Source organism: Pseudarthrobacter sp. KH_020_B, assembly GCF_057840185.1.
Window position 1 is genome coordinate 566,838 of record NZ_CM174506.1, and the last position, 24,172, is coordinate 591,009.

The following is a 24,172-nucleotide window of genomic DNA, read 5'->3' on the forward strand; positions in this document are numbered from 1 at the left end:
CAGCACCGCAGATATTTCACAGCATGGACGCTAGGCTTGCTTGTGTCCACATTGTGGAGGATTTCTTGAAAGTGGTGAGCCGAATGACAAATCCAGTCCAAGGGGCGCAGGTAGTGGGCCGTGTGGCGTCACTGCTCCGGCTGGTCGGCCGGAAGCCGGAGGGCAGCTCCATTACCGGGCTGGTCCGCGAGTCCGGGCTGACCCGGCCCACCGTCCACCGGCTGCTCACCTCCCTTGCCGCCGAGGGCCTCCTGGACCACGACTCACGCAGCGGAAACTGGATCCTGGGCCCGGAGATCTTCCTGCTGGGATCAGTGGCGGCGGCCCGCTTCCCGTTTGAGGACCTGGCTCGGCCGAGCCTCCGCCGGCTCGCGGAGGAGACCGGCGAGAGCGCCTTCTATTCCATCCGCAGGGGCAAGGAGACGGTCTGTGTGCTGCGGGAAGAAGGCAGCTTCCCGGTTCGCTCCTTCGTGCTGCACGAGGGAGTCCGCTTTCCGCTGGGCGTGGCCTCGGCCGGGACCGCCATCATGGCGTTCCTCCCGGAGGAGGAACAGGACGCCATGCTGTCCGGCTGGGACCAGCACGCGGGCAGATTTGCAGCAGGCCACGGCCTTGACGTGGTCCGCCGGAACCTGGAACGGACCCGGCTGCATGGCTTTGCCGTGAACCCCGGCCTGGTGCTCGAGGGCAGCTGGGGAATGGGGGCGGCCGTGTTCGACCAGCTGGGCCGGCCGGTGGGCGCGCTCTCACTCACCGGCATCGAACCCCGGTTCCGCCCGGAACGGCAGGAGTTCCTCGGCAAACTGCTGATGGAGGAAGCCCACCGGATCACCAACAAACTGGGCAGCCGCTGATTCCTTGGCTGGCGCCGCTGAGTTTCCCCTGTGCCTCGACTGGACGCGGCCGTCGTGGGGCACTTTGACGCGGACACGCCGGGATCTCGGGCCGGAATGGGCCAATTCGGTTTCAAAGTGCCCCGGTTCGGGCAATGGCTCGACCCGGCGTTCTTGGGTGCAGCTTATTTCCACCACGTGTCGAAGATGGTCACCGGCACCGTGCGCTTGTGCCGCGTGCGGAGGTACTTCTGCTCGATCAGCTCGGCGGCCGCTTCGGGGATCTCCCGGCCTTCAAGGTAGTCGTCGATCTGGTCGTACGTGACTCCCAGTTCGTCTTCGTCGGTGCGGCCGGGCTTGTCGTCCAGCAGATCGGCGGTGGGCACTTTTTCCCAGACCCGCGCAGGGGCGCCCAGTTCGGCGAGCAGTTCGCGGTTCTGGCGCTTGTTCAGGCCAAACAGCGGCAGGATGTCCGCGCCGCCGTCGCCGAATTTAGTGAAGAACCCGGTGACGGACTCTGCGCCGTGGTCGGTGCCGATCACCAGAAAGTTGTGCTCCCCGGCCAACGCGTACTGCGCGATCATCCGCGTGCGGGCCTTGGTGTTGCCCTTGTGGAAATCGGAGATCCCGTTGCCCACGGTCTTCTCGAATTCGTCCTCAAAGCCATCCACGGCGGCGGAGATGTTGAAAATCCATTCCGTCTTGGCCTGGATGAAGTCCAGGGCGGCCTGGGCGTCGTCTTCGTCGTGCTGGACGCCGTACGGAAGCCGGACCGCGACGAAGTTGGCCTCCACTCCTTCGGCCTCAAGTTCCTCCACGGCCAATTGGGCCAGCCGGCCGGCGAGGGAGGAATCCAGCCCGCCTGAGATGCCCAGTACAAAGCCCTTGGTGTGGGTTGCCCGGAGGTAAGCCTTCAGGAATTCCACCCGCTTGCGCACCTCCCCGGCGGGGTCGATCCGGGGCTGCACGCCCATTTCTTCGATGATGGTGGCCTGGAGTTCGCGCATGTGATCCAGCCTAGTCAGCGCAGTCGACAACGCTCAACTGTGTCCTCCCGGACCACTCACGATCTGCGCGAACGGACACTTGGGCACCCCAGCGCGAACGGACACTTCAGCACCCCAGCGCGATCGGACAGGCCCAGAAGCTACATCGTTCCCGGTGCCGCTCCCGTTGAACCGCGGACGGTGAGGTGCGTGGGCATCAGGGAACGGCTGCGGCTGCCACCGCCGGCCAGCGGGTTGAGCTGGGCCAGGAGCATGGACACGGCCACCCGGCCGGCCTGTTCGATCGGGGAGGCCATGGTGGTCAGCGGGGGATTGCAGAAGTCCGCGCCGAAGATGTCGTCGCAGCCCACCACGCTCATGTCCTCGGGGACCCGGATGCCGCGTTCGCGCAGCCGCTGGAGCATGCCGATGGCGATGAGGTCATTAAACGCAATGCACGCGGTGACGCCGGAGTGGACTGCCGCGTCTGCCGCGGCGGCACCTGATTGGGTTTTGGGGGCGAACGGGCCCAGCCTGCGGACCTCTACGCCACGGTCCTCGGCGGCGGCCGCCAGGGCTGTCCAGCGAAGAGTGCTGGACTGGGATGTGAGGGGGCCGGCCATGTAGGCGATGCGGGTGTGGCCAAGGGAAATCAGGTGGTCCAGTGCCTGGCTGGTGGCGGATGGTGTGTCAATGACGACGGCAGGTACGCCCGGTACGTCGCGGTTGATGGTGACCATGGGGATCTTGGCGGCCGCTGCCAGCAATGCCTCGTCGCTGAGCCTGGACGCGGTGACGATGATGCCGTCAGCGCTCTTGCGCAGCTGCTCCATGGTGGAGGCCTCCACCTCGTCGGACTCTTCCGTATCCACCAGCAGCTGGGTGTAGCCGGCCGCCTTGAGCTGCAGCTGGGTGCCCCGGATGAGGTCAAAATAGAACGGGTTGGTGATGTCAGGCACCAGAACACCAACCGCGCCGGTGCGGCCGGAGCTCAGGGCCTTCGCCTGGCTGTTCGGTGTGTAATTCAGCTCCGCCGCCGCCGCTTCGATCCGCGCACGGGTCCGGATGTTGACCCGGTCCGGAGTGGAAAGTGCGCGGGACACGGTGGACGCGGCCACGCCACAGATCGCGGCGATGTCGTGGATGGTGGCAGGACGGTCTGTTCCGGCTGCTTGCATCGCCATGGCGCGCTCCTCACTGAACGGGATGACAGGGGGCTTGTGACGGTTTTCACAGCCCTGTAGCTCCTAGATTGCCATAGCCTGCAATCATTTGGCAATCGGTTGTCATTGACGGGGGACGTGTCTAGACTAAAGCCAGCACTTTTTGTGAATTGAGTCACCCGCGCGCCGGAGCGGCACCTAGGCTGTCCCGTCGCGGGCACACCTAAGGAGATTCCCGTGACCGAAGCACCAACCCAATCAGCAAGCACCGTCTGGACGCTCTCAGGATTCGGCGACGAGGTGGATACGGACCCCGCCGTCCAGGCCGCTGTCCTGCTGGCACTGGGCGCGAGCTACATCGAAGTCCGAAGCGCCTGGGGCGTTAACGTCTCCGAACTGACGCCCAAGCAGGTAACCGAACTCAAGGAACTCCTGGACGCCAAGGGCCTGAAGGTCTCCGCCGTCGCGAGCCCCATCGGCAAGGTGGACATCAGCCTGCCGGTAGAGCACGAGGTGGAGCGCCTCCGCCAGATCATCTCCGTGGCCAAGGGCCTGGATACCAAGTACATCCGGATCTTCTCCTTCTTCCGGAGCGAAGACCAGACGCCGGAAGAAATCCGCGACGACGTCATCACCCGCATGCGGGCACTGGCCGCTGAAGCCGAAAGCGCCGGCGTCGTACTTTTGCACGAGAACGAAAAGGACATTTACGGCGATACGCCGCAGCGCGTCCTGGACATCATGGAGTCCGTCGACTCGCCGGCACTGCGGGTCGCCTGGGACAACGCCAACTTCGTCCAGGTGGGCGTCCGACCCTACACCGAGGGCTACGCCATGCTGCGCCCCTACCTCGAATACCTCCAGGTCAAGGACGCCATCATGGCCACCGGTGAAGTTGTGCCTTCCGGCCAGGGCGACGGCGAACTGGACGCCACCATTGCCGCCCTGAAGGCGGACGGTTATGCAGGTTTCGCTTCCCTTGAACCGCACCTGGCCAGCCACCACGAACTGGGCGGCTTCTCCGGGCCGGTTGCGTTCGGCACGGCCGCACGCGCGTTCGCCACGCTCGCTGCCAAGAACGGAGTCGAGCTTTCGTGACCGCCCTCAAGGCCGCGGTGATCGGCTGCGGTGACGTTTCCGCGGTCCACTTCGAGGCGATCGCAAAGCTCGACGGCGCCCGGCTGGCAGGGGTCTGTGACGCAGATCCCGGGCGCCTCGCGGCCGCCGTGGCCGCCTATGGCGTCCCGGGATTCCCTGATCATCTCAGCCTGATCGAGGCCGTGGGACCGGATGTTGTGCACGTTACGACCCCGCATGACATGCACGCCTCGATCGCGGCGGACTGCCTTGAGCGTGGCGTGAACGTCATTGTGGAAAAGCCTCTCGCGCACACGCTCGAGGAAGGCCGCCGGCTGGTGGAGGTTGCCAAGGCAAGCACCGCCAAGATCGCCGTCTGCTTCCAGAACCGCTACAACGCCACCTCTCAGGCCATGCACGCACTGCTCTCCTCCGGGGAACTGGGTGCGGTGGTAGGGGCTTCGGCCACGGTGCTGTGGCAACGCAATGCCGACTATTACCGCAGCAGGCCGTGGCGCGGCACGTGGGCGGGCGGCGGCGGCGGGCTCATGATGAACCAGGCCATCCACACCGTTGACCTGCTGCAGTGGCTGGTGGGCGACGTCGTTTCGTTGTCCGGCAACGCCGCCACTAGGTTCCTCGGCGACACCATTGAGGTGGAGGATACTGCCGAATTCGTGGCGGAGCACGCCAGTGGTGTCCGCAGCGCCTTTTATGCCACCCTGGCCAACGCCGTCAACGCTCCCGTCACCTTGGACATCGTCACGGAGAAAGCCACGCTCAGCCTTCGCGGGGACTTGACCGTCACCTACGCGGACGGCCACGTGGACGTGGTGCCCGAGCGTGTGGTGGGGTCCGGCGGACGAGCCTACTGGGGTGTCTCGCACGAGCTGCTCATCAGTGACTTCTATGCCCGGCTCGGCGACGAGGGTCCGTTCTGGATTGATCCTGAAGAGGCGGAAAAATCACTGAAGATCGTCAAGGAGATTTACCGCCAGAGCTATCCGAACGCGGTGGCACGAGTCTCCTAGCCAGCGTGTGGCAACCGGTTGAAAGCCCTTAGAACGTTTCATTCACGGCCATTTTCGCCAAGATTGCAACAATTTTGACAATCGGTTGCCAAAGCTGGCAATTATGCGTACTCTGAATCTCGAACGCCGGTGTGGCCCACGCCACACCAGTCGGATTCACCCCACTCACGTTCCACAGATTCAGGAGCCAACAATGAAGTTAGGTCCCAAGGCGGCAGCAGCCGCCATTACTGTCAGTGCAGCACTGGCACTGACAGCCTGCGGCGGCGGCGCCACCACGGGCCCGGCAGCAGCCAAAACAACGTCCCTGACGTTGGGCGCCGTTCAGGAAATCCGCTCCTGGGATCCGGCGCAGGCCCACGTTGGCCACGTCCTCCAGCCGTACCAGGTCGCGTACGACTCCCTGCTCCTGCGGGAACCGGACGGCAAGCTCAGCCCCATGCTGGCCACAGAGTGGAAGTACAACACGGAAAACACCAAGCTCACCGTTGACCTCCGCACCGATGTGACCTTCAGCGATGGCGCCAAGTTCGATGCTGAAGCGGCCAAAGCAAACCTGGACCACTTCAAGAAGGCCAACGGCCCGCAGATGGCCCAGCTGACCGCCGTGTCCGACGTCGCAGTTGTGGACGCCGACACCATCGAACTGAATCTGACCGCCGCGGATCCGTCCCTGGAGTTCTACCTCAGCCAGGCTGCCGGACTGATGGGCAGCCCCAAGGCGCTGGGCACCGAAGCCATCAAGACGGAGCCCGTAGGCAGTGGCCCGTATGTTATGGACAAGGCGGCCACCGTTAAGGATTCGCAGTCTGTGTTCACCGCCCGCAAGGACTACTGGAACAAGGATCTCCAGAAGTTCGAGAAGGTCACCTTCAAGACCCTTACTGACCTGACCGCACGCACTAACGCCCTCGTCTCGGGACAGGTTGACGCCACCCTGCTGGATCCAAAGACGGGCAAGCAGGCTGAAGGCGCCAAGATGCAGCTGGTCGCCACCGAGGTGGACTGGCAGGGCCTCCTGCTGCTGGACCGCGACGGCACCAAGAACCCCGCGCTGGGGAACGTCAAGGTCCGCCAGGCCATCAACTACGCCTTTGACCGCAAGACCATCGTGGACCAGGTCCTGATGGGCCAGGGCACCCCCACGTCCCAGCCGTTTGGCAAGGCCAGCGGGGCCTGGACCGAAGAGCTGGAGAACTACTACAGCTACGATCCGGCCAAGGCCAAGGCGCTGCTGAAGGAAGCCGGCTACGAAAGCGGCGTCACCCTCGAGGTCCCAGCCGTTCCGGGCTTCGAAACCCAGCTCGCGGTCATCAAGCAGCAGCTGGCGGACATCGGGATCACACTGAATGTCGGCTCGGCGCTCACCAATACCTACACCACGGATATCGCAGCGCAGAAGTTCAGCAGCATCTTCTTCTCCCTGTTCCAGGGTGAGCCGTGGGTTGCCACCAACCAGATCATCTCCACCAAGGCGCTGTACAACCCGTTCAAGAACACCTCACCTGAGTTGCAGGCCAAGATTGATGCAGTCCAGACGGCCGGCAAGGATGCAGGCAAAGCGGCCCAGGAAGTCAACAAGTATGTAGTGGAGCAGGCGTGGTTTGCACCGATGTACCGCGTGAACCAGATGTACTACCACAACGCCAAGATCACCGTGGAACCGCAGGTCCAGCAGGCCGTTCCGTCGATCTACAACTACTCGCCGGCTAAGTAGCCACAGCGACGTAGCCTCCCGGTTCCGGCATCCCACTCCCGCAAGGGGCGGGATGCCGGAACAAGGCAGCCAACCAATGCCAGTTCAACGGAGCCAGCAATGATCACTTTTATCCTCAAACGCCTCGGCAGCGGAGTCGTAGTCCTGTTCGCCGTCTCGATCCTCGTTTTTTCCCTGCTCTATGTGTCGAGCGGCAGCATTGCACGGAACATCCTGGGTGACCAGGCCACCCCCGAGCAGTTGGCCATGAAGGAAGCCGAGCTGGGGCTCGACCAGCCCATCATCACGCGCTACTTCAGCTGGCTCACGGGAGCCCTGCAGGGGGACCTGGGGTCATCCTGGTTCACGTCTGAACCCGTAGCGAACGCGCTCGCTACCCGCATCCCGGTCACCATGACCATGGTGGTGGTGGCCATGATCCTCATCTCCATCATCGCCACCCTCATCGGCGTCGCCGCAGCAGTGAAGCGCGGCTGGGTGGACCGTGTGGTCCAGGTCGGTGCCATCATCGGCGACTCAGTCCCCGGGTTTGTCATCGGCATCATCCTGGTGACCATCCTGGCCATCCAGATGGGCCTGTTCCCCGCCACCAGCACCATCTCACCCGGTGTCGGAGCAGACGCCTGGGTACTGTCCCTGGCCCTTCCGGTAGTCGCCCTGCTGATCAACGGCGTCACGGGCGGTGCGCAGCAGATCCGCAGCGCCGTGATCAAACAGCTCGAACGCGACTACGTCCGCACCCTCCGCAGCCGTGGCATCGGAGAGCGTGAAGTCCTGTTCAAGCACGTCCTGCGCAGCGCCGCTCCGGCCGGCCTGACAGTGCTCAGCCTCCAGCTGATCGGCATGCTCGGTGGCGTGGTCATCATCGAACAGATCTTTGCCCTTCCCGGTATGGGACCCCTGGCAGTCGCGGCGACAAGCCAGAGCGACCAGCCCGTGGTCATGGGCGTTGTTATGTACACCGTCGCCGTTGTTATTGTGGTCAACCTCATTGTTGACCTGCTCAACGGCTGGCTCAACCCGAAGGTGCGTGCCTCGTGACCGAGTCCGTCGAAACCTCAGCCCTGACACCGGCCCCCGGCACGTCAGGCCAGACCGGTACCGTCGTCCGGTCAACAGTCCTCAAGCGACTGTTCAAGAATCCGCTCGGCATCATTGCCATCGTCATCCTCCTGGGCATGGCCATCATGGCGCTCTTCGCCGATGCCCTGGCCCCGTTCGATGAGAACTTCGCCAACATTGCCAAGACCCTCGCCGCCCCGGACGCAGTCAACATCCTGGGCACGGACAGCTCGGGACGCGATGTCTGGAGCCGGCTGCTCTTTGGTGCCCAGCTGACCCTGACCTCGGCGCTCCTCTGTGCCGCCGTGGCCATCGCGATCGGCCTGCCCGCCGGCCTGGTGGCCGGTTACTACGCCGGTAGGTTCGAGGCGGTCTCCAACTGGGTCGTCAGCATCCTCATGAGCCTTCCCGGCTTGATTGTCCTGTTGACCATCCGCGCCGCGCTGCCTTTGGGCCGTCGGTCTGGATTGCCATGATCGCCTTCGGCGTCCTGATCAGCCCGTCCTACTTCCGCCTGACCCGGTCAGCCGTACAGTCGGTCCGCAACGAGCTCTACGTCGATGCCGCACGGGTCTCCGGGCTCTCCGACATGCGGATCATCACCCGCCATATTTTCTCCGTGGTGCGCGCCCCCATTATCATCCAGACGGCCGCGATCGCCGGCGTTGCCATCGCCATCCAGTCCGGGCTCGAGTTCCTGGGCCTGGGTGATCCCGCCAAGGCCACCTGGGGCGTAATGCTCAGCGAGGGGTTCAAGAACGTCTACCTCACGCCGAGCCTGCTGTTCTGGCCGGCGTTCGCGATGGCTCTGACCATCGGCGCGCTCGTCCTGCTCGGCAATGCCATCCGCGACGCCCTGGAAGACGGCGAGAAGATCAAGCACCGCCGGCAGAAAGCGCACCAGGCCGAAGATGCTGCCGCAGCCAGCGCCGCCAAGTCAGCGCGCAAGACCATCGCCGCCGTCGAGGCCGGAACCGAACACCACCTGGCGAAGGTGACCAATCTCGGCGTCGGGTACCCCCAGGCAGACGGATCCATCAAGAAGGTAGTGGACGACGTTTCCTTCCACGTTGACCGCGGCGAAATCCTAGGCATCGTGGGCGAATCCGGTTCGGGCAAGTCCCAGACTGCATTCTCGATCCTGGGACTGCTGCCGGATACTGCACGCATCGTGGGCGGTGCCATCCAGTTCGATGGCAACTACACGGTGGCTCCCGGCGAAGACAAGGTCAGCCAGGAACGGCTCTCCAAGCTGCGCGGCAAGCGGATTTCCTACATCCCGCAGGAACCCATGAGCAACCTGGATCCGGCCTTCACCATCGGCTACCAGCTGGTCACGCCCATGGTGCGGGTTTTGGGGATCTCCAAGGCGGAAGCCACCGCGCGGGCCATGAAGCTGCTTGCCGACGTCGGCATTGTCAGCCCGGAACGGACCTTCAAGGCCTACCCCCACGAGGTATCCGGTGGCATGGCCCAACGTGTGCTCATCGCCGGGGCCATCAGCTGCGAACCGGACCTCATCATTGCCGATGAGCCCACCACGGCACTGGACGTCACTGTGCAGGCCGATGTGCTGGACCTCATCCGCGACCTCCAGCGCCGGCTCGGGGTCGGCGTCATCCTGGTGACCCACAACTTCGGTGTTGTGGCTGACCTTTGCGACCGTGTGGTGGTCATGCAGAACGGCCGGCTCGTGGAGGAAGGCCCCGTGCGGGACATCCTGCGCGAACCGAAGGAACGCTACACCCAGACCCTGCTGGCTTCGATGCTGGAAGGCAAAGAACCGATGTCCATGCTGGTGCCATCGAGTGCTAAGGAGAACGTACTGTGACCCAAACTGCAGCCTCAGGCGCCGCGGTATCAGCCCCGGCACGCGAAGAACTACTTCGGGTAGACAACCTGGTGGTGGACTACGCCGGCAAGGGTTTCCGCGCCAAGAAATTCCGCGCACTGACGGACATCAACATCAGCATCGGCCAGGGCGAGACCCTGGGCCTGGTGGGCGAATCAGGGTCGGGCAAGACCACCCTGGGCAGGTCTGTGCTGGGTCTCGCGCCGGTCAGCGGCGGCAAGATCACCTTTGAAGGCCAGGACATCAGTCAGGCTACCCGCAAGGAGCGTCGCGTCCTCAGCCGAGACATGCAGGTGGTCTTCCAGGATCCGTACACTTCCCTGAACCCGGCGCTGGAGATCGGCGACATCCTGGCTGAACCGCTGGGCGTGCAGGGCATGGAATCCACCGCCGCGAAAAAGCGTGTGAAGGAGCTCCTGGACCAGGTTGGCCTCCCGTCGGACGCCATCCACCGCCTCCCGCGGGAGTTCAGTGGTGGCCAGCGCCAGCGCGTGGCCATTGCCCGTGCACTGGCACTCTCACCCAAGCTCATCGTCTGCGATGAGCCCGTCAGCGCATTGGACCTGTCCACCCAGGCCCGGGTCCTCGATCTCTTCCTGCAGATCCAGAAGGACACTGGCGTCTCCTACCTGTTTGTTTCCCACGACCTTGACGTGGTCCGTCACATCAGCCACCGTGTAGCCGTGATGTACCGTGGGGAAATCGTGGAGCAGGGGCCGGCAGAGATCGTCACGCGCAACCCCGAGCACCCCTACACGCAGCGGTTGCTGCTCGCTTCACCCGTGCCGGATCCGGACCGCCAGGAGAAGCGCCGTGCCGACCGTCACCGTCTGCTCGAAGAACAGCGACAGCAGAACGAGCAAGCCGCTGCCCTTGCCTAGGGCTCATGCCCGAACCAACTCAACAGCAACAACTATGGAGGAATAACGTGGCCAAAATTGGCGTACAGGCAATGATGCTGAAGGACAGCTTCACCGAAATCGGGGCGTTCGAAACGCTGCGTAAGGTCAGCGACATCGGCTACAACGCCGTCGAGATCTCCCAGATCCCGATGACGCCGGAAAACGTCGCCGAGCTGAACCGGTCCCGCAGCGAGCTGGGCATGGACATCGCGGCCCTTTCCGTGGCGATGGAGACCCCCAAGGGCCGGCCCGGCGATTCCCTGGCGGAGCACTTTGACAAGATCGTGGATGACGCAAAGAGCCTGGACTCGAAGTTGCTGCGGATCGGTATGCTGCCGTTCGGGGCAATGACGTCCATTGGCGCCGTCATCGACTTCGCCAAGCAGGCCAACGAATACGCCGAGCGGCTGCAGGAGCAGGGCCTGGGCCTGTACTACCACAACCACCACATCGAGTTCGCGAAGTTCGACGGCAAGTACATGCTGGACATCATCGCCGAGAACTCCCCGGCCATGGGCATGGAAATCGATGTGCACTGGGTACAGCGCGGCGGACTGGACCCGGTCCGCACGCTGGAAAAGTACGCCGGCCGCACCGCCATGGTGCACCTGAAGGACTACCGGATCGGCCAAATGCCGGAGTCGGCCATGGGGCTGCTGGATTCCGGGGACTTCATGGGCTTCATGCAGGAGTTCAAGAACGTCGTCCAGTTCGCCGAAGTGGGCGAAGGCAACCTGGACTTCGCCTCCATCATTCCGGCCGCGCAGGCTGCCGGCGCCGAGTACCTGCTGGTGGAGCAGGACGAACTCTACGGCCGTACGGTTTGGGAAGCGCTGCAGACCTCCTACGACAACCTGGTGGCGCTTGGCCAGTCCGAGCTCTTCTAACCGGACCGATTCTGGTTTCGACAAGCTCAACCACCGGTATAACACGGTTTCGACAAGCTCAACCAACGAAGAAGGATAAATAACTGTGAGCAAGAAAGTACGTCTCGGCATCATCGGCCTGGGCCAGCAGGGCGGCGCCTACGCCAAGTTCATCACGGAGGGCATGGTCCCCAACATGGTGATCGGCGCCATCTGCGACACCGATCCGGCCAAGAAGGAACTTGCCGCGGCCACGTACCCGGACGCTCCCTTCTATGACGACTACATCGCCATGCTGGAAAGCGGCGACGTTGACGCCGTCGTGACCTGCGTCCCGCACTTCCTGCACCCCGAAATGGGCATCGAGACGCTCAAGCGCAACATCCACGCCCTTGTGGAGAAGCCGGCTGGCGTCTACACCAAGCAGGTCAAGGAACTGAACGAGTTCGCTGCCAGCAAGCCGGAACTCTCCTTCGGCATTATGTTCAACCAGCGAAACAACCCGCTGTACAAGAAGCTCAAAGAGATCGTGGACAACGGCGAAATCGGTGCGATCCGCCGCAGCAACTGGATCATCACCAACTGGTGGCGTCCCCAGGGCTACTACAACTCCAGCGAATGGCGCGCGACGTGGGGCGGCGAAGGCGGTGGCGTCCTGGTCAACCAGGCGCCGCACCAGCTGGACCTGTGGCAGTGGATCTGTGGCGTGCCGAAGTCCGTCTACTCCAAGGTTTCCTTCGGGTTCCGCCGCGACATCGCCGTCGAAGATGAAGTGACTGCGGTGGTTGATTACGGCGACGGCGTGACCGGTGTTTTTGTCACCGCCACGCACGATCTGACCGGTACCGACCGTTTCGAGATCCTGGGCGACCAGGGCAAGATCGTCGTTGAAGGCAGCAAGACCGCCACGGTGACGCGCCTGCACAAGCCTGAGCGCGAACTCAGCGACGGCATGGGCATGGACGATGTCCGGAAGCTCTTTATGGGCGAGCTGAACCCGGAGGAGTACTACACCACCGAGGTCATCGAGTTCGAGTCGGCCTGGGGTGCGCAGCACGCCGGTGTCCTGGCGAACTTTGCTGCCAACATCCTGGACGGCACGCCTCTGCTGGCTCCGGGCTCGGACGGCATCAACGGCGTCCGCCTGGCCAACGCCATCCACCTCTCCGCCTGGACCGGCAAGGAAGTTGGCCTGGACTTCGACGAGAACGAGTTCCTCGCCGAACTCAACAAGCGCATCGCCGAAGAAGGCAAGTTCGCCCAGCGCGCCTGACGACCCAACTAGGTCGCATTTGATGTCGTTTAGGGCTCCCATAACGACATTAAATGCGACCTACTTGGTGGGTTCATCGTTAGGATGGGGCAGTGACTGAACCCCAAACGCCGGACAAGCCAGCCCCATCAGCTGGGTCGGTCAAAAAGCATGGCCGCGACGGCAAATCCAACGCAACCATCTATGACATCGCCAAGATGGCCGGCGTCAACGCGTCCACCGTTTCCCGGGCCCTCAGCAAGCCGGGCAGGGTCAGCCCCAAAACACAGAAGCTCATCGAGGATGCGGCCGACCAGCTGAACTACCAGGTCAATCCGTTCGCGCGCGCCCTTCCCACGGGCAAGACCAACACGTTCGGCCTCATCGTCGCGGACATCACCAACCCCACCTTCTTTGACATCATCCGCGGCGCAGAAACCACCGCAACCAGCCGGGACTACACCCTTGTGCTCGCCGAGTCGGCGGAGTCCGCGGCAACCGAACTGACTGCCGCCCGTCGGCTGATGGCCACGGTGGACGGCCTTATTCTCGCCAGCCCGCGCATGGACGATGACAACATCCGCGCCCTGGCCCAGGACAAACCCGTGGTGGTCATCAACCGCGAAGTCGAAGGCGTGCCGTGCGTCGTCCCGGACGTCAACAAGGGAATCAGCGAGGCGGTCCGGAGCATGGCAGCCAACGGACACCAGCGGATCGCCTACGTAGCGGGGCCGCCGCAGTCCTGGATGTCCGAACGCCGCTGGGAGGGTGTGCAGGCAGCTTGCGACTGGTCCCGGCTCGAGGCAGTGCGGCTTGAGTCCAGCAAACCAACGGTCGACGGCGGCCGCCAGACTGCGCGCGATGTCCGCGCCAGCGGTGCCACCGCGGTGATGACGTACAACGACCTGCTGGCCATCGGGCTGATGCAGGAGCTCCAGGCCGCCGGCATGGTGGTGCCGGACGACATCAGCATCGTCGGCTTTGACGACATCTTCGGCGCGGATTTCACGACGCCGCCGCTCACCACCGTGCGTTCGCCGCTGGGGGAGTGCGGCGAGGCGGCCGCCACACGCCTGCTGGACCTTCTTCACGGGAGCGGGGAACAGGCCGGTACTTTGAGCGTGGAGACCGAGCTGGTGCTGCGCGGTTCCAGCGGTAGGATCCTGCCCGCGAAGTGAGCCCTGACGGGCTGATTCCAGCATTTGGCAATTTATGGCAACCGGTTGACAAAACGAGCAGCCAGGCAGATTATTGATCTATGTCACAGTCGATTGCTGCCAACCCAGACAGGCTCCTGCCCGCCGACCCAGGAACGCGCAGCATTGCGCGGGACCTCCTTGCGCGTGTACAGGACCTCCCCATTATTTCCCCGCATGGCCACGTTGACGCCGCCGTCATCGAGCACAACACGCCGTTCCCTGACCCGGCTGCTCTGCTTGTCAGCCCGGACCACTACGTCACGCGCCTGATCCACGCCAACGGCGCCCCCTTGGACAAGCTGCGCGCCGGCGGTCCCACCATGCCCGAGTCACGCGAGATCTGGCGCACGTTCGTTGATGCCTGGCCGCTCTTCGAAGGCACCGCCTCCGGCTACTGGCTGCGCAACCAGTTCGAAAGCGTCTTCAAGCTGGGCGCCGATCTGGGTGAGATGTCAGCCGACGCCAGCTATGACGCCATCGCCGCGAAGCTCGTGGAGCCGGGCTTCCGTCCCCGCCAGCTTTTCAAGGACTTCAACATCGAGGTCCTGGCCACCACGGACGATCCTCTGGACAACCTCGCCAGTCACAAGGCCATTGCCGAGGACGCCACCTTCAACGGCCGCGTCCTGCCGACCTTCCGCCCGGACCAGTACCTGAACATCGCGCACCCCACCTGGAGCGCCAATGTTGACCGCCTGCTTGAAGCTGCCGCTGACGGCGCACCGGGCTACGCGGGTTACATCACCGCACTGGAAAACCGCCGCCGCTACTTCGTGGAGCATGGCGCAGTCTCCGCAGACCACGGTGTGGCCACCCCGGCGACACTGAAGCTGGACCGCGCCGAAGCCGAGCGGATCTTCGAGCTCGCCCGCGCCGGCAAGGCCACAGCCGAGGACCGCAACACCTTCGAAGCCCACATGATGTACCAGATGGGCCGTATGTCGGTAGAGGACGGACTGGTCATGACCATCCACCCGGGTTCGTTCCGGAACCACCACACCCCCACGTTCGAGGCCTACGGAGCCGACACCGGCCACGACATCCCGGTCGCCACCAACTACACGGAGGCCATCCGGCCCCTGCTGCAGGACTTCGGCACGGCCAAGGACTTCCACCTGGTGCTGTTCACCCTGGACGAGACCGTGTTCTCCCGCGAACTGGCGCCGCTGGCCGGCTTCTACCCCTCCGTGTACCTGGGTGCGCCGTGGTGGTTCCTGGACGCCCCGGACGCCATGCTGCGCTTCCGCGCCGCCGTTACCGAAACGGCCGGGTTCTCCCGGTCCTCCGGTTTCATCGACGACACCAGGGCCTTCTGCTCCATCCCCGCCCGCCACGATGCGTCCCGCCGGATCGAAGCCTCCTTCCTGGCCCGCCTCGTTGCCGAGCACCGTGTCAGCGAAGACCGCGCCCACGAAATCATCGTGGACACCGTCGATTCCTCCCCGCGAAGGGTTTTCAAACTGTGAGCATCGAACAGAACGAAGCAACCGCTCAGGCTGCCGGGTCCCTTCCCCAGCTGGACCGGACCCTGCAGGCTGCCGCCAAGCCGCCGGTGCGGATCGTCCACCTCGGACTCGGCGCCTTCCACCGCTCGCACCAGGCCTGGTACACCAGCCAGGCAAGCGACGCCGCGGACTGGGGCATCGCGGGCTTCACCGGCCGCCGCCCGGACGCTGCCCTGGCTCTTGCCGAGCAGGACGGCCTGTTCACGCTCGTGGAGCGCGCTGACAGCGGCGACACGTTCGCCGTCGTCGGCAGCATCGTTGAAGCCGTGGACGGCGCGGACGTGCAGCGGCTCGCAGAGCTCGTTTCGGCTCCTGCCACCGCCATGGTCACGCTGACGGTCACCGAAGCGGCATACCGGCTCGGCGCCGACGGACAGCTGGACACTACAGCGTCCGACGTCGCCAGCGACCTTGCGCTGCTGGCTTCCGGCAGCGGAAACCCGTCGACGCCGCTGGGCCGGCTGGTTTTCGGCCTCGCCGCCCGCCGGGCAGCCGGAGCCGGACCGCTCGCCGTCGTCTGCTGCGACAACCTCGCCAACAACGGCACGGTGGCCCGCAACGCCGTGGCGGGACTGGCGCAGGCCTGGGACGCCGGGCTCGCTGTCTGGGTCGAGGAAAACGTCAGCTTTGTCAGCACGTCCGTGGACCGCATCACGCCGCGCACCACGGAGGCGGACATCGCCGCCGTCGAGGCCGCCTGCGGCTACCGCGACAACTCGCCCGTAGTGGCCGAGCCCTTCACCAACTGGGTACTCAGCGGCGACTTCCCGGCCGGCCGTCCACGCTGGGAAGATGCCGGTGCCGTCTTCGTTGACCACATCGAGCCCTACGAGAACCGCAAGCTGTGGCTCCTGAACGGCGCCCACTCTCTGCTGGCCTACGCCGGCCAGCTTCGCGGGCACACCACGGTGGCGCAGGCCCTGGCGGACCCGCAGTGCCTGAACGCCGTCGAAAGCTTCTGGGACGAAGCCGAGGCAAACCTGTCCGGCGACGAGGACCTGCAGATCCCGGCGTACCGCGCTGCCCTGCTGGCCCGCTTCAGCAATGCGCGCATTGCCCACCACCTGGCCCAGATCGCCATGGACGGCAGCACCAAGCTGCGCATGCGCGCCGTGCCTGTCCTCTTGGCCGAACGGGCCCAGGGCAGGTCGGGTGCTGCTGCGGCACTGATGATCGCGGCCTGGATTGATTTCAGCGCAACAGCGGAGACGTTCCACGATCCGCTGGCGGCTGAGGTGGCCACGGCCAACAAGTTCGAAGGCGCGGAACGCGTGCGTGCAGTCCTGGCGCTGGTGGATCCTGCCATCGCAGCGGACGACGCCATCGTGGAGCTGGTTTCCGGCCTGCTTGGAACGTTCACGGCGGATGCCAGCAACGGCTAATTGCCTGTTTGCTGTACGAACTGCCCGGTCCAGGATCCTGGACCGGGCAGTTCTGTTTCATGAAGTCTCAACAGAAATGGTTGGCAACCGCTTGCCATTTTATTGCCAAGTGACTAGCATTACAGGTAACGAGCAACACAAGGCGGTACGCCCGCCGGATGCCGGATTCAGCTGAATCCGGCATCGCCACGGATTCACCGCTTCCTAGCATTTCAATAGATTTCGCTGGCCAACACGGCGGCAAGGGTAAAGGAGCCCAATTCATGAAAAAGCTAAACAAGCTCAGTATCGTCGGTTATGGGGCCGGTGACGCAGCTAACAATCTTGCATTCACCACCGCAACCATGTTCCTGCTGGTTTACTACACGGACGTTGCCGGCATCTCCGCCGCGGCTGCCGGAACCCTGCTGCTGGTCGTCAGGCTGTTTGACGCCTTCGCCGACGTTTTCGCCGGGCGCATGGTGGACCGCACGTACAGTAAGCGCTTCGGCAAGTTCCGTCCCTTCATCATGTTCGGCTCCATCCCGCTCCTGCTCCTGAGTGTGGCAACGTTCTCCGTGCCGCAACTGGGCGAGTCCGGAACCCTGCTTTACGCCTACGTCACCTACGCCGCCCTTGGGCTGGCCTACAGCCTGGTCAACATCCCCTATGGCTCGCTGGCCGGCGCCATGACGCAGGATCCGGGAGAGCGTGCCAAGCTGGGATCGGCCCGCATGATTGGCGGCCTGCTGGTGGGCTCGGCCCTCGGCATCTTCGTGGCACCGCTCATCAAGCCTGGCGCTGACCTGCAGTCAACCTTCACCACCATTACGCTGGTGTTCGTCGTGATTGGCGCGGGCCTCTACTTCTTCACCGTCCTCACCGCCAAGGAACGAGTCCACCGTGCCGTGCCGAACGTCTCGGTCAAGCAGAGCATCGAAACCCTCAAGGGCAACAAGCCGCTCCTGATGCTGTGCATCAGCTCCTTCTTCTTCCTCTCCGGCTACCTGGCACTGACCTCCGTGCAGCTCTACTACCTGCGCGACGTCCTCGGCCGGCTGGACCTCTACCCCGTGCTGTCGATCATTCAGCTCGTCCTGACCTTCGTCCTGGCTGCGATTATGCCCAAGCTGGTCCGCGGCATTGGCAAGAAGAACATCTACATCTACTCTTCCCTGATCACTGTCGTCGGCGGCGTGGTTATCTTTTTCACCCCGGCCAGCCAGGTCATGATCGGTTTTAGCGGCCTCGTGCTCAGCCTCGTCGGTGTCCTGGCGATGAGCATCGTCGTGTGGGCCCTCGAAGCAGACACCGTGGAATACGGCGAGTGGAAGACCGGTGTCCGCACCGAGGGCATTACCTACGCACTGTTCTCCTTCACCCGGAAGTCCGGCCAGGCTGTGGGTGGCGCCCTTGCCGCCTACGCCCTCGCCCTGGGCGGTTACAAGTCCGGCGGAGTCGCCCAGACCGCGGACGCAGTGTTCGGCATCCAGATTGCCGCCGGTGCACTCCCCGCCGTACTGACTATCCTTGCGGTATTGGTAATGACCAAGTACTCGCTGACCGATGCCAAGCACGCGGAAATCCTCAAGGAAATCCAGGAACGCCGGACCAAGACGGTGGGAGCCGTCGAGGACGCAGACGCCAGCACTACCGCTGACGCCGGCACCCCGGTTGGCGCCGGCAAAACTGCCGGCAACTAACTTCCAGCACCACCAACTGACCAGAAGTTCCCCGAAAGGATCTGCCGTGAAAATCATTGCCGCTGAAGTCTTCGTGACCAGCCCGTCACGTAACTTCGTGACCCTGCGCATCACTACGGACGACGGAGTCACCGGCATCGGTGACGCCACGCTGAACGGCCGCGAACTGGCCGTTGCCGCTTACCTCAAAGAGCACGTGGCCCAGCTGCTGATCGGCAAGGATCCGCACAAGATCGAGGACACCTGGCAGTTCCTGTACCGCAGCTCCTACTGGCGCCGCGGGCCGGTCACCATGGCCGCGATCGCCGCCGTCGACATGGCCCTGTGGGACATCAAGGGCAAGATGGCCAACATGCCGGTCTACCAGCTCCTGGGCGGTGCTTCACGCAACGGCCTGCGCGCCTACGGCCACGCTTCCGGCGCTGACATCGAGTCGCTGTTCGATTCCGTCCGTGAGCACCTGGAACTCGGCTACAAGTCAGTTCGCATCCAGACAGCCGTCCCCGGCATCAAGGCCGTCTACGGCGTCGCTGCCCAGGCCCAGGCCTCGGGCGAGCGCTACGACTACGAGCCCGCCGGCCGCGGCGCCTTCCCCGTGGAGGAAGACTGGGACACCCGCGCTTACCTGCGCCACCTGCCCACCGTCTTCGAAGCCGTGCGCAACGAATTCGGTCCCGAACTGCCGCTGCTGCACGACGGACACCACCGCATGACCCCTATCCAGGCCGCCAAGCTCGGCAAGGCCCTGGAACCGTACGACCTCTTCTGGCTCGAAGACTGCACCCCGGCCGAAAACCAGGAGGCCCTGCGCCTGGTCCGCCAGCACACCACCACCCCGCTGGCCATCGGTGAAATCTTCAACACCGTGTACGACTACCAGACCATCATCAAGGAACAGCTGATCGACTACGTGCGCGCAGCTTCCACCCACTTCGGCGGCATCTCCCCGCTGAAGAAGGTCATGGACTTCGCCGCCCAGTACCAGATCAAGTCCGGCTTCCACGGCCCCACGGACATCTCCCCGGTGGGCTTCGCCGCCCAGCTGCACGTGGGCCTGGCCATCCACAACTACGGCATCCAGGAGTACATGCAGCATTCCGACAAGACCAACGAGGTTTTCGAGCAGTCCATGACCTTCGTGGACGGCTACCTGCACCCGGGCGACAAGCCCGGCATCGGCGTCGAGTTCAACGAGGAAGCCGCAGCCGCGTACCCGTACCAGCAGGCTTACCTGCCGTACAACCGCCTGGTAGACGGAACGGTCCACGACTGGTGACCGCCACTACCTCACCCTCCACAGCAGGAGGCTCAACCGGACCCCGCATCATTGTCATGGGCGTCTCCGGCTGCGGCAAGACCACCATCGGTGACCTCGTAGCCCGCGAGCTGGATATTCCGTTCCTCGACGCTGACTCCCTCCACCCCGTGGCGAACGTCGCCAAGATGGCAGCCGGCATCCCCTTGACCGACGAGGACCGCTGGCCGTGGCTCGCCACGGTGGGCTCGAAACTGGCAGCAGCCGGAACGGGTGGCCTGGTCCTGGCCTGCTCGGCACTTCGCCGCCGCTACCGCGACGCCATCCGCGCTCAGGCGCCGGACACGGTGTTCCTGCACCTGCACGGCAGCAAGGAAGTCCTGGGGTCGCGTCTGGAAGGCCGCTCCGGGCACTTCATGCCGGCAACGCTGCTGGAATCGCAGCTCGCCACCCTCGAACCGCTCGACGCCGATGAGGCCGGCGTTGTGGTGGACATCGCCGGGGCGGTGGACCAGGTTGTAGCCGACGCGTTGGCGGGCATCGCAGCTGCGGTGAGCGGCGCTGCCGGAAGCTCCGCCTCCGGTGCCGCTGGCACCACAGGGCGCCAGTTCGACGTCGACCTCCAGGCCGCGCCGTTCAACCTCGATGACGCAGCGATCACCTGGGTGAACTCCACCCTGGAGTCGATGACGCTTGAGGAAAAGATCGGGCAGCTGTTCATCAACCACAACAACAGCTACGAGCCTGAGTACCTCGATGGTGTGCTGGAGAACTTCCACGTGGGCGGCATGCGGTACCGGCCAGGCCCGTCCGCTGCCGTGCAGGAACACATCCGGCACGCGCAGTCGAAGTCCAAGGTGCCGCTGCTGATGGCGTCCAACCCGGAAATGGGTGGCGCCGGAAGCTGCGACGACGGCACGTTCGTGTCCACGCACCTGCAGGCAGGTTCGCACCCGGACAAGTCCATCGCACGCCGGATGGGGCAGGTTGCCGGCGTTGAAACCGCTGCCCTGGGCTGCAACTGGGCCTTCGCCCCGATCGTGGACATCCATTACAACTGGCGGAACACGGTTATCTCCACCCGCGCCTTCGGCAACACGCCGGACATCGTGGTGGAGCGGGCCAAGGAGTACTTCGACGGCATCAGTGAATCACCCACTGCCTGCGCCATGAAGCACTTCCCGGGCGACGGCATGGACGAGCGCGACCAGCACGTGGTCACGTCCTACAACACGCTCGGCTACGAGGAGTGGAACAAGACGTACGGCCACGTGTACCGCGAAATGATCGGGCACGGCGTGCAGTCGATCATGATCGGGCACATCGGCGCGCCGGAGCTTTCCCGGCACTTCCGCCCGGGCCTCGCGGACCAGGACATCCTGCCCGCGACCCTGGCCCCGGAACTGCTCCAGGACCTGCTGCGCGGCGAGCTCGGCTTCAACGGGCTCATCCTCACGGACGCCTCGCAGATGATCGGGCTCACCCAGGCCATGAAGCGCAAGGACCTGGTTCCTGCGACGATTGCCGCCGGCTGCGACATGTTCCTGTTCTTCCGCAACGCCGACGAGGACTTCCAGTACATGCTGGACGGCTACAAGTCCGGCGTTATCACCGAGCAGCGCCTGCATGACGCCCTGCGCCGCATCCTGGCCCTCAAGGCCTCGCTGGGGCTGCACCTGAAGCCGGCCGGCGAACTTGTTCCTCCGGTGGAGGCACTTGCTGTGATCGGCACCGAGGCGCACCGCGCCATCGCAGCGGAGATCGCGGACAAGACCGTCACCCTGGTCAAGGACACCGCGCACAACCTGCCCATCCGGCCGGAAACGCACAAGCGGATCCGTCTGTACGGCATCTCCGGCGGATCGGACTTCACCATGGCCGATCCGCTGGGCTACCTGGATGTGGTGGCGGAGGAACTGGAGCGGGCAGGCTTCGAAGTGCACGTCTTCAAGACCGCTGCGCAGCGCAAGGCCGCGGGGGAAGAAGGCGTGAACTTCATGTCGGTCATCTCGGAGGAAGCCACTGGCGACTACGCGGACAAGTATGACGCCGCGTTTGTTTTCGCCAACGTCAAGGGCTTTGCCCAGGAAGCGGCCATCCGGATCAAGTGGTCCACCCCGATGGGCGCGGAAATCCCGTGGTACGTCACCGAGGTCCCCACGGTGTTTGTGTCGCTGAACCAGCCCAACCACCTCATTGACGTGCCGATGGTCAAGACCGCCATCCACGCCCATGCCGGAACGGTGGAGGCCATCCGGGCCACCATTGAGAAGATCATGGGCAAGTCCGAGTTCCACGGGACGTTCAACGAGAACGTGTTCTGCGATTCCTTCGACACCCGGCTCTAGTCCGACGGTCTAGCAAGTGGCCTGGTGACATCCGAAGCCGGGTGTCACCAGGCCATTGCTGTGTCACCGGACCGTTTGCGCGTCCCCAACCAGGCGGGTGCGGCCAGTCACCGTGCGGCGTAGCGTTAGTGCATGGAGCGAACGGGGTGCGCTGTTGTTGGCGGCGGGCCGGCGGGCATGATGCTGGGGCTGCTGCTGGCCCGGGCAGGCGTGCAGGTCACGGTCCTCGAAAAGCACGGCGACTTCCTGCGGGATTTCCGCGGCGACACCGTGCACGCCTCCACCATCAGGCTGATCGACGAACTGGGGCTCGGCGGCAAGTTCCGGAACCTTCCGCAGAGCCGGCTGAACAACGTTGCCATCCCCGTTCCGGGCGCCGGCCTGGTCACGCTCGGCGACTTCGCATCCCTGAAGCCCCCGTACAACTACATCGCCATGATGCCGCAGTGGGACTTCCTGAACTTCCTGGCCACCGAGGCCGCGCGCGAACCCACCTTCACGCTCCTGATGGAGCATGAAGCAACGTCGTTAATGTTCGACGGCGGCCGCGTCACCGGTGTCCGCTACCGGACCCGCGCGGGCTCTGGGGCGCCGGGCATTGGGGCGCCTGCCCCGGGGGCGGGACCGGCCCGGCCCGGCACTGACTGGGAGCTTTACGCGGATCTCGTGGTTGCCACCGACGGAAGGCATTCCGTGCTGCGCCGGGCAGCTGGCCTGCAGCCGAAACAGTACCCCGTTCCCTTCGACACCTGGTGGTTCAAACTTCCGCGGCATCCTTCGGAGAGAGGGGCGGTGGCAGGCATTGTTCCGGCGTTCAGGGACCGCGAGGCGATGATTGCCCTGTTCCGCGACGACTACTACCAGATGGGGTACCTCGGCCCCAAGGGGGAGGACGCGCGGATCCGTGCCGAGGGGGTGGGGCGGTTCAGGGAACGGGTGGCCGGACTGCGTCCTGACCTCGCGGACCGCGTTGACTCGATCCATTCGCTTGAGGACCTGCACTGGCTGGATGTGCGGCTGGACCGGCTGCGGCGCTGGTACGTGGACGGGCTGTTGTGCATCGGCGACGCCGCCCACGCCATGTCCCCGGCCGGAGGAGTGGGTATCAACCTTGCCGTCCAGGATGCCGTCGCGGCAGCAGCCAGACTGGCGCCGGGCCTGCTCCGGGGCCGGGTGCCGGTCAAGGATCTGGCTGCTGTCCAGCGGCGGCGCCGGATGCCCACCGTTGTGCTGCAGGCCGTCCAGCGTGTCATGCACCGGGCCGTGTTCGTTCCCTTGTTCGCGGGGAAGCGGACCGGAGTTCCCCCGCTCATCCTCTTTGTGGTCCGTCATGCGCCGGTGGCGCGGCGGTTCCTGCCCCGGTTGATCGCCTTCGGGCCCAGGCCGGAACATGCGCCAGCGTTCGCACGGCGCCCGGAGCGGCCGTCATCAACGGCAGAACCACTAAACTTGAACCCATGACTTCTCCCAGTGACCTTGCAGCCGACCCCGCTGCCGCCCGTGCCCGCCTGCTGGAACTGATCAAGGAACTTGCCGTGGTCCGCGGCAAGGTGATCCTCTCCAGCGGTGCCGAGGCCGACTACTACATCGACCTGCGCCGCATCACGCTGCACCACGAAGCCTCCAAACTGGTGGGCCAGGTCATGCTGGCACTGACGGACGACGCCGGGATCAACTTTGAGTGCGCCGGTGGCCTGACCATGGGTGCTGACCCCGTGGGCACCGCTGTGATGCACGCCGCGGTGGACGCCGGCCGCACCGTGGACGCGTTTGTGGTCCGCAAGGCCCAGAAGTCCTACGGCATGGGCCGCCAGGTTGAGGGTCCGTCGGTTGATGGCCGCAAGGTCCTGGTGCTGGAAGATACGTCCACCACCGGCGGCTCCGCCCTCACCGCCGTAGAGGGTGTCCGGAAGGCCGGCGGCAACGTGGTGGCCGTGGCCGTCATCGTGGACCGGGACACCGGTGCCAAGGAAAAAATCGAAGCCGAGACCGGCGTGCCCTATCTGTTCGCCTTCGGCAAGGACGAACTCGGCCTCTCCTAGCGGGTTCGCGCCAGGGGT

At 64.5% G+C, this 24,172-nt stretch carries 20 protein-coding genes; 18 read left to right on the forward strand and 2 right to left on the reverse strand.

What is annotated here, in order from left to right; translation table 11 throughout:
* The first annotated feature begins 83 nt into the window (after positions 1 to 83).
* Entirely contained in the window at positions 84 to 854 is a 771-nt protein-coding gene (locus tag AC3IT0_RS02780; protein WP_489322288.1) for an IclR family transcriptional regulator, read from the forward strand.
* Positions 855 to 1,018: 164 nt separating this feature from the next.
* Here the strand turns inward: AC3IT0_RS02780 and nadE are convergent, their stop codons facing one another.
* Positions 1,019 to 1,840: an NAD(+) synthase gene (gene nadE, locus AC3IT0_RS02785; protein WP_489322289.1), complete on the reverse strand. Its 822-nt coding sequence runs from the start codon at positions 1,838 to 1,840 to the stop codon at positions 1,019 to 1,021.
* Between the two features lie 140 nt (positions 1,841 to 1,980).
* Positions 1,981 to 2,997, reverse strand: coding sequence for a LacI family DNA-binding transcriptional regulator (locus tag AC3IT0_RS02790; RefSeq protein ID WP_489323894.1), 1,017 nt, complete (start codon positions 2,995 to 2,997; stop codon positions 1,981 to 1,983).
* A gap of 222 nt (positions 2,998 to 3,219) precedes the next feature.
* Here AC3IT0_RS02790 and AC3IT0_RS02795 point away from each other — a divergent pair, with 222 nt between their 5' ends.
* The 17 genes from AC3IT0_RS02795 (at position 3,220) to pyrE (ending at position 24,154) form a co-directional block, all read left to right on the forward strand.
* Entirely contained in the window at positions 3,220 to 4,080 is an 861-nt protein-coding gene (locus AC3IT0_RS02795) for a sugar phosphate isomerase/epimerase family protein (protein WP_489322290.1), read from the forward strand.
* On the forward strand, positions 4,077 to 5,090 hold the full coding sequence (locus AC3IT0_RS02800; protein WP_489322291.1) for a Gfo/Idh/MocA family protein: 1,014 nt from the start codon (positions 4,077 to 4,079) through the stop codon (positions 5,088 to 5,090). The genes AC3IT0_RS02795 and AC3IT0_RS02800 overlap by 4 nt, the downstream gene beginning before the upstream one ends.
* A 193-nt stretch (positions 5,091 to 5,283) precedes the next feature.
* Positions 5,284 to 6,807: an ABC transporter substrate-binding protein gene (locus AC3IT0_RS02805; RefSeq protein WP_489322292.1), complete on the forward strand. Its 1,524-nt coding sequence runs from the start codon at positions 5,284 to 5,286 to the stop codon at positions 6,805 to 6,807.
* 99 nt (positions 6,808 to 6,906) lie between these two features.
* Complete coding sequence (locus tag AC3IT0_RS02810) at positions 6,907 to 7,848, forward strand: ABC transporter permease (protein ID WP_489322293.1); 942 nt, start codon at positions 6,907 to 6,909, stop codon at positions 7,846 to 7,848.
* The gene (locus AC3IT0_RS02815; protein ID WP_489322294.1) at positions 7,845 to 8,345 is read left to right on the forward strand and encodes an ABC transporter permease; all 501 of its coding nucleotides are present in this window, start codon (positions 7,845 to 7,847) and stop codon (positions 8,343 to 8,345) included. The genes AC3IT0_RS02810 and AC3IT0_RS02815 overlap by 4 nt, the downstream gene beginning before the upstream one ends.
* Positions 8,342 to 9,700 carry a dipeptide/oligopeptide/nickel ABC transporter permease/ATP-binding protein gene (locus AC3IT0_RS02820; RefSeq protein WP_489322295.1) on the forward strand — a complete coding sequence of 453 codons (1,359 nt, stop codon included), beginning with the start codon at positions 8,342 to 8,344 and terminating at the stop codon, positions 9,698 to 9,700. The genes AC3IT0_RS02815 and AC3IT0_RS02820 overlap by 4 nt, the downstream gene beginning before the upstream one ends.
* Positions 9,697 to 10,602, forward strand: coding sequence for an ATP-binding cassette domain-containing protein (locus AC3IT0_RS02825; RefSeq protein ID WP_489322296.1), 906 nt, complete (start codon positions 9,697 to 9,699; stop codon positions 10,600 to 10,602). The genes AC3IT0_RS02820 and AC3IT0_RS02825 overlap by 4 nt, the downstream gene beginning before the upstream one ends.
* Before the next feature lie 47 nt (positions 10,603 to 10,649).
* Positions 10,650 to 11,510, forward strand: a complete 861-nt coding sequence (locus AC3IT0_RS02830; protein WP_489322297.1) for a sugar phosphate isomerase/epimerase family protein — start codon at positions 10,650 to 10,652, stop codon at positions 11,508 to 11,510.
* Between the two features lie 85 nt (positions 11,511 to 11,595).
* Entirely contained in the window at positions 11,596 to 12,762 is a 1,167-nt protein-coding gene (locus tag AC3IT0_RS02835) for a Gfo/Idh/MocA family protein (RefSeq protein ID WP_489322298.1), read from the forward strand.
* Positions 12,763 to 12,854: 92 nt separating this feature from the next.
* Positions 12,855 to 13,919: a LacI family DNA-binding transcriptional regulator gene (locus AC3IT0_RS02840; protein WP_489322299.1), complete on the forward strand. Its 1,065-nt coding sequence runs from the start codon at positions 12,855 to 12,857 to the stop codon at positions 13,917 to 13,919.
* Positions 13,920 to 13,999: 80 nt separating this feature from the next.
* A complete protein-coding gene (uxaC, locus tag AC3IT0_RS02845) occupies positions 14,000 to 15,406 on the forward strand; it encodes a glucuronate isomerase (RefSeq protein WP_489322300.1) in 1,407 nt (468 codons plus the stop codon).
* Positions 15,403 to 16,827, forward strand: a complete 1,425-nt coding sequence (locus AC3IT0_RS02850; protein ID WP_489322301.1) for a mannitol dehydrogenase family protein — start codon at positions 15,403 to 15,405, stop codon at positions 16,825 to 16,827. The genes uxaC and AC3IT0_RS02850 overlap by 4 nt, the downstream gene beginning before the upstream one ends.
* 263 nt (positions 16,828 to 17,090) lie before the next feature.
* The gene (gene uidB / locus AC3IT0_RS02855; RefSeq protein ID WP_489322302.1) at positions 17,091 to 18,509 is read left to right on the forward strand and encodes a glucuronide transporter; all 1,419 of its coding nucleotides are present in this window, start codon (positions 17,091 to 17,093) and stop codon (positions 18,507 to 18,509) included.
* A 46-nt stretch (positions 18,510 to 18,555) separates the two neighbouring features.
* On the forward strand, positions 18,556 to 19,785 hold the full coding sequence (gene manD, locus AC3IT0_RS02860) for a D-mannonate dehydratase ManD (RefSeq protein ID WP_108600586.1): 1,230 nt from the start codon (positions 18,556 to 18,558) through the stop codon (positions 19,783 to 19,785).
* Positions 19,786 to 19,841: 56 nt separating this feature from the next.
* The gene (locus tag AC3IT0_RS02865) at positions 19,842 to 22,112 is read left to right on the forward strand and encodes a gluconokinase, GntK/IdnK-type (RefSeq protein WP_489323895.1); all 2,271 of its coding nucleotides are present in this window, start codon (positions 19,842 to 19,844) and stop codon (positions 22,110 to 22,112) included.
* Between the two features lie 132 nt (positions 22,113 to 22,244).
* Positions 22,245 to 23,573, forward strand: coding sequence for an FAD-dependent oxidoreductase (locus AC3IT0_RS02870; RefSeq protein ID WP_489322303.1), 1,329 nt, complete (start codon positions 22,245 to 22,247; stop codon positions 23,571 to 23,573).
* Complete coding sequence (gene pyrE, locus AC3IT0_RS02875; protein ID WP_489322304.1) at positions 23,570 to 24,154, forward strand: orotate phosphoribosyltransferase; 585 nt, start codon at positions 23,570 to 23,572, stop codon at positions 24,152 to 24,154. The genes AC3IT0_RS02870 and pyrE overlap by 4 nt, the downstream gene beginning before the upstream one ends.
* Positions 24,155 to 24,172: the final 18 nt, after the last annotated feature.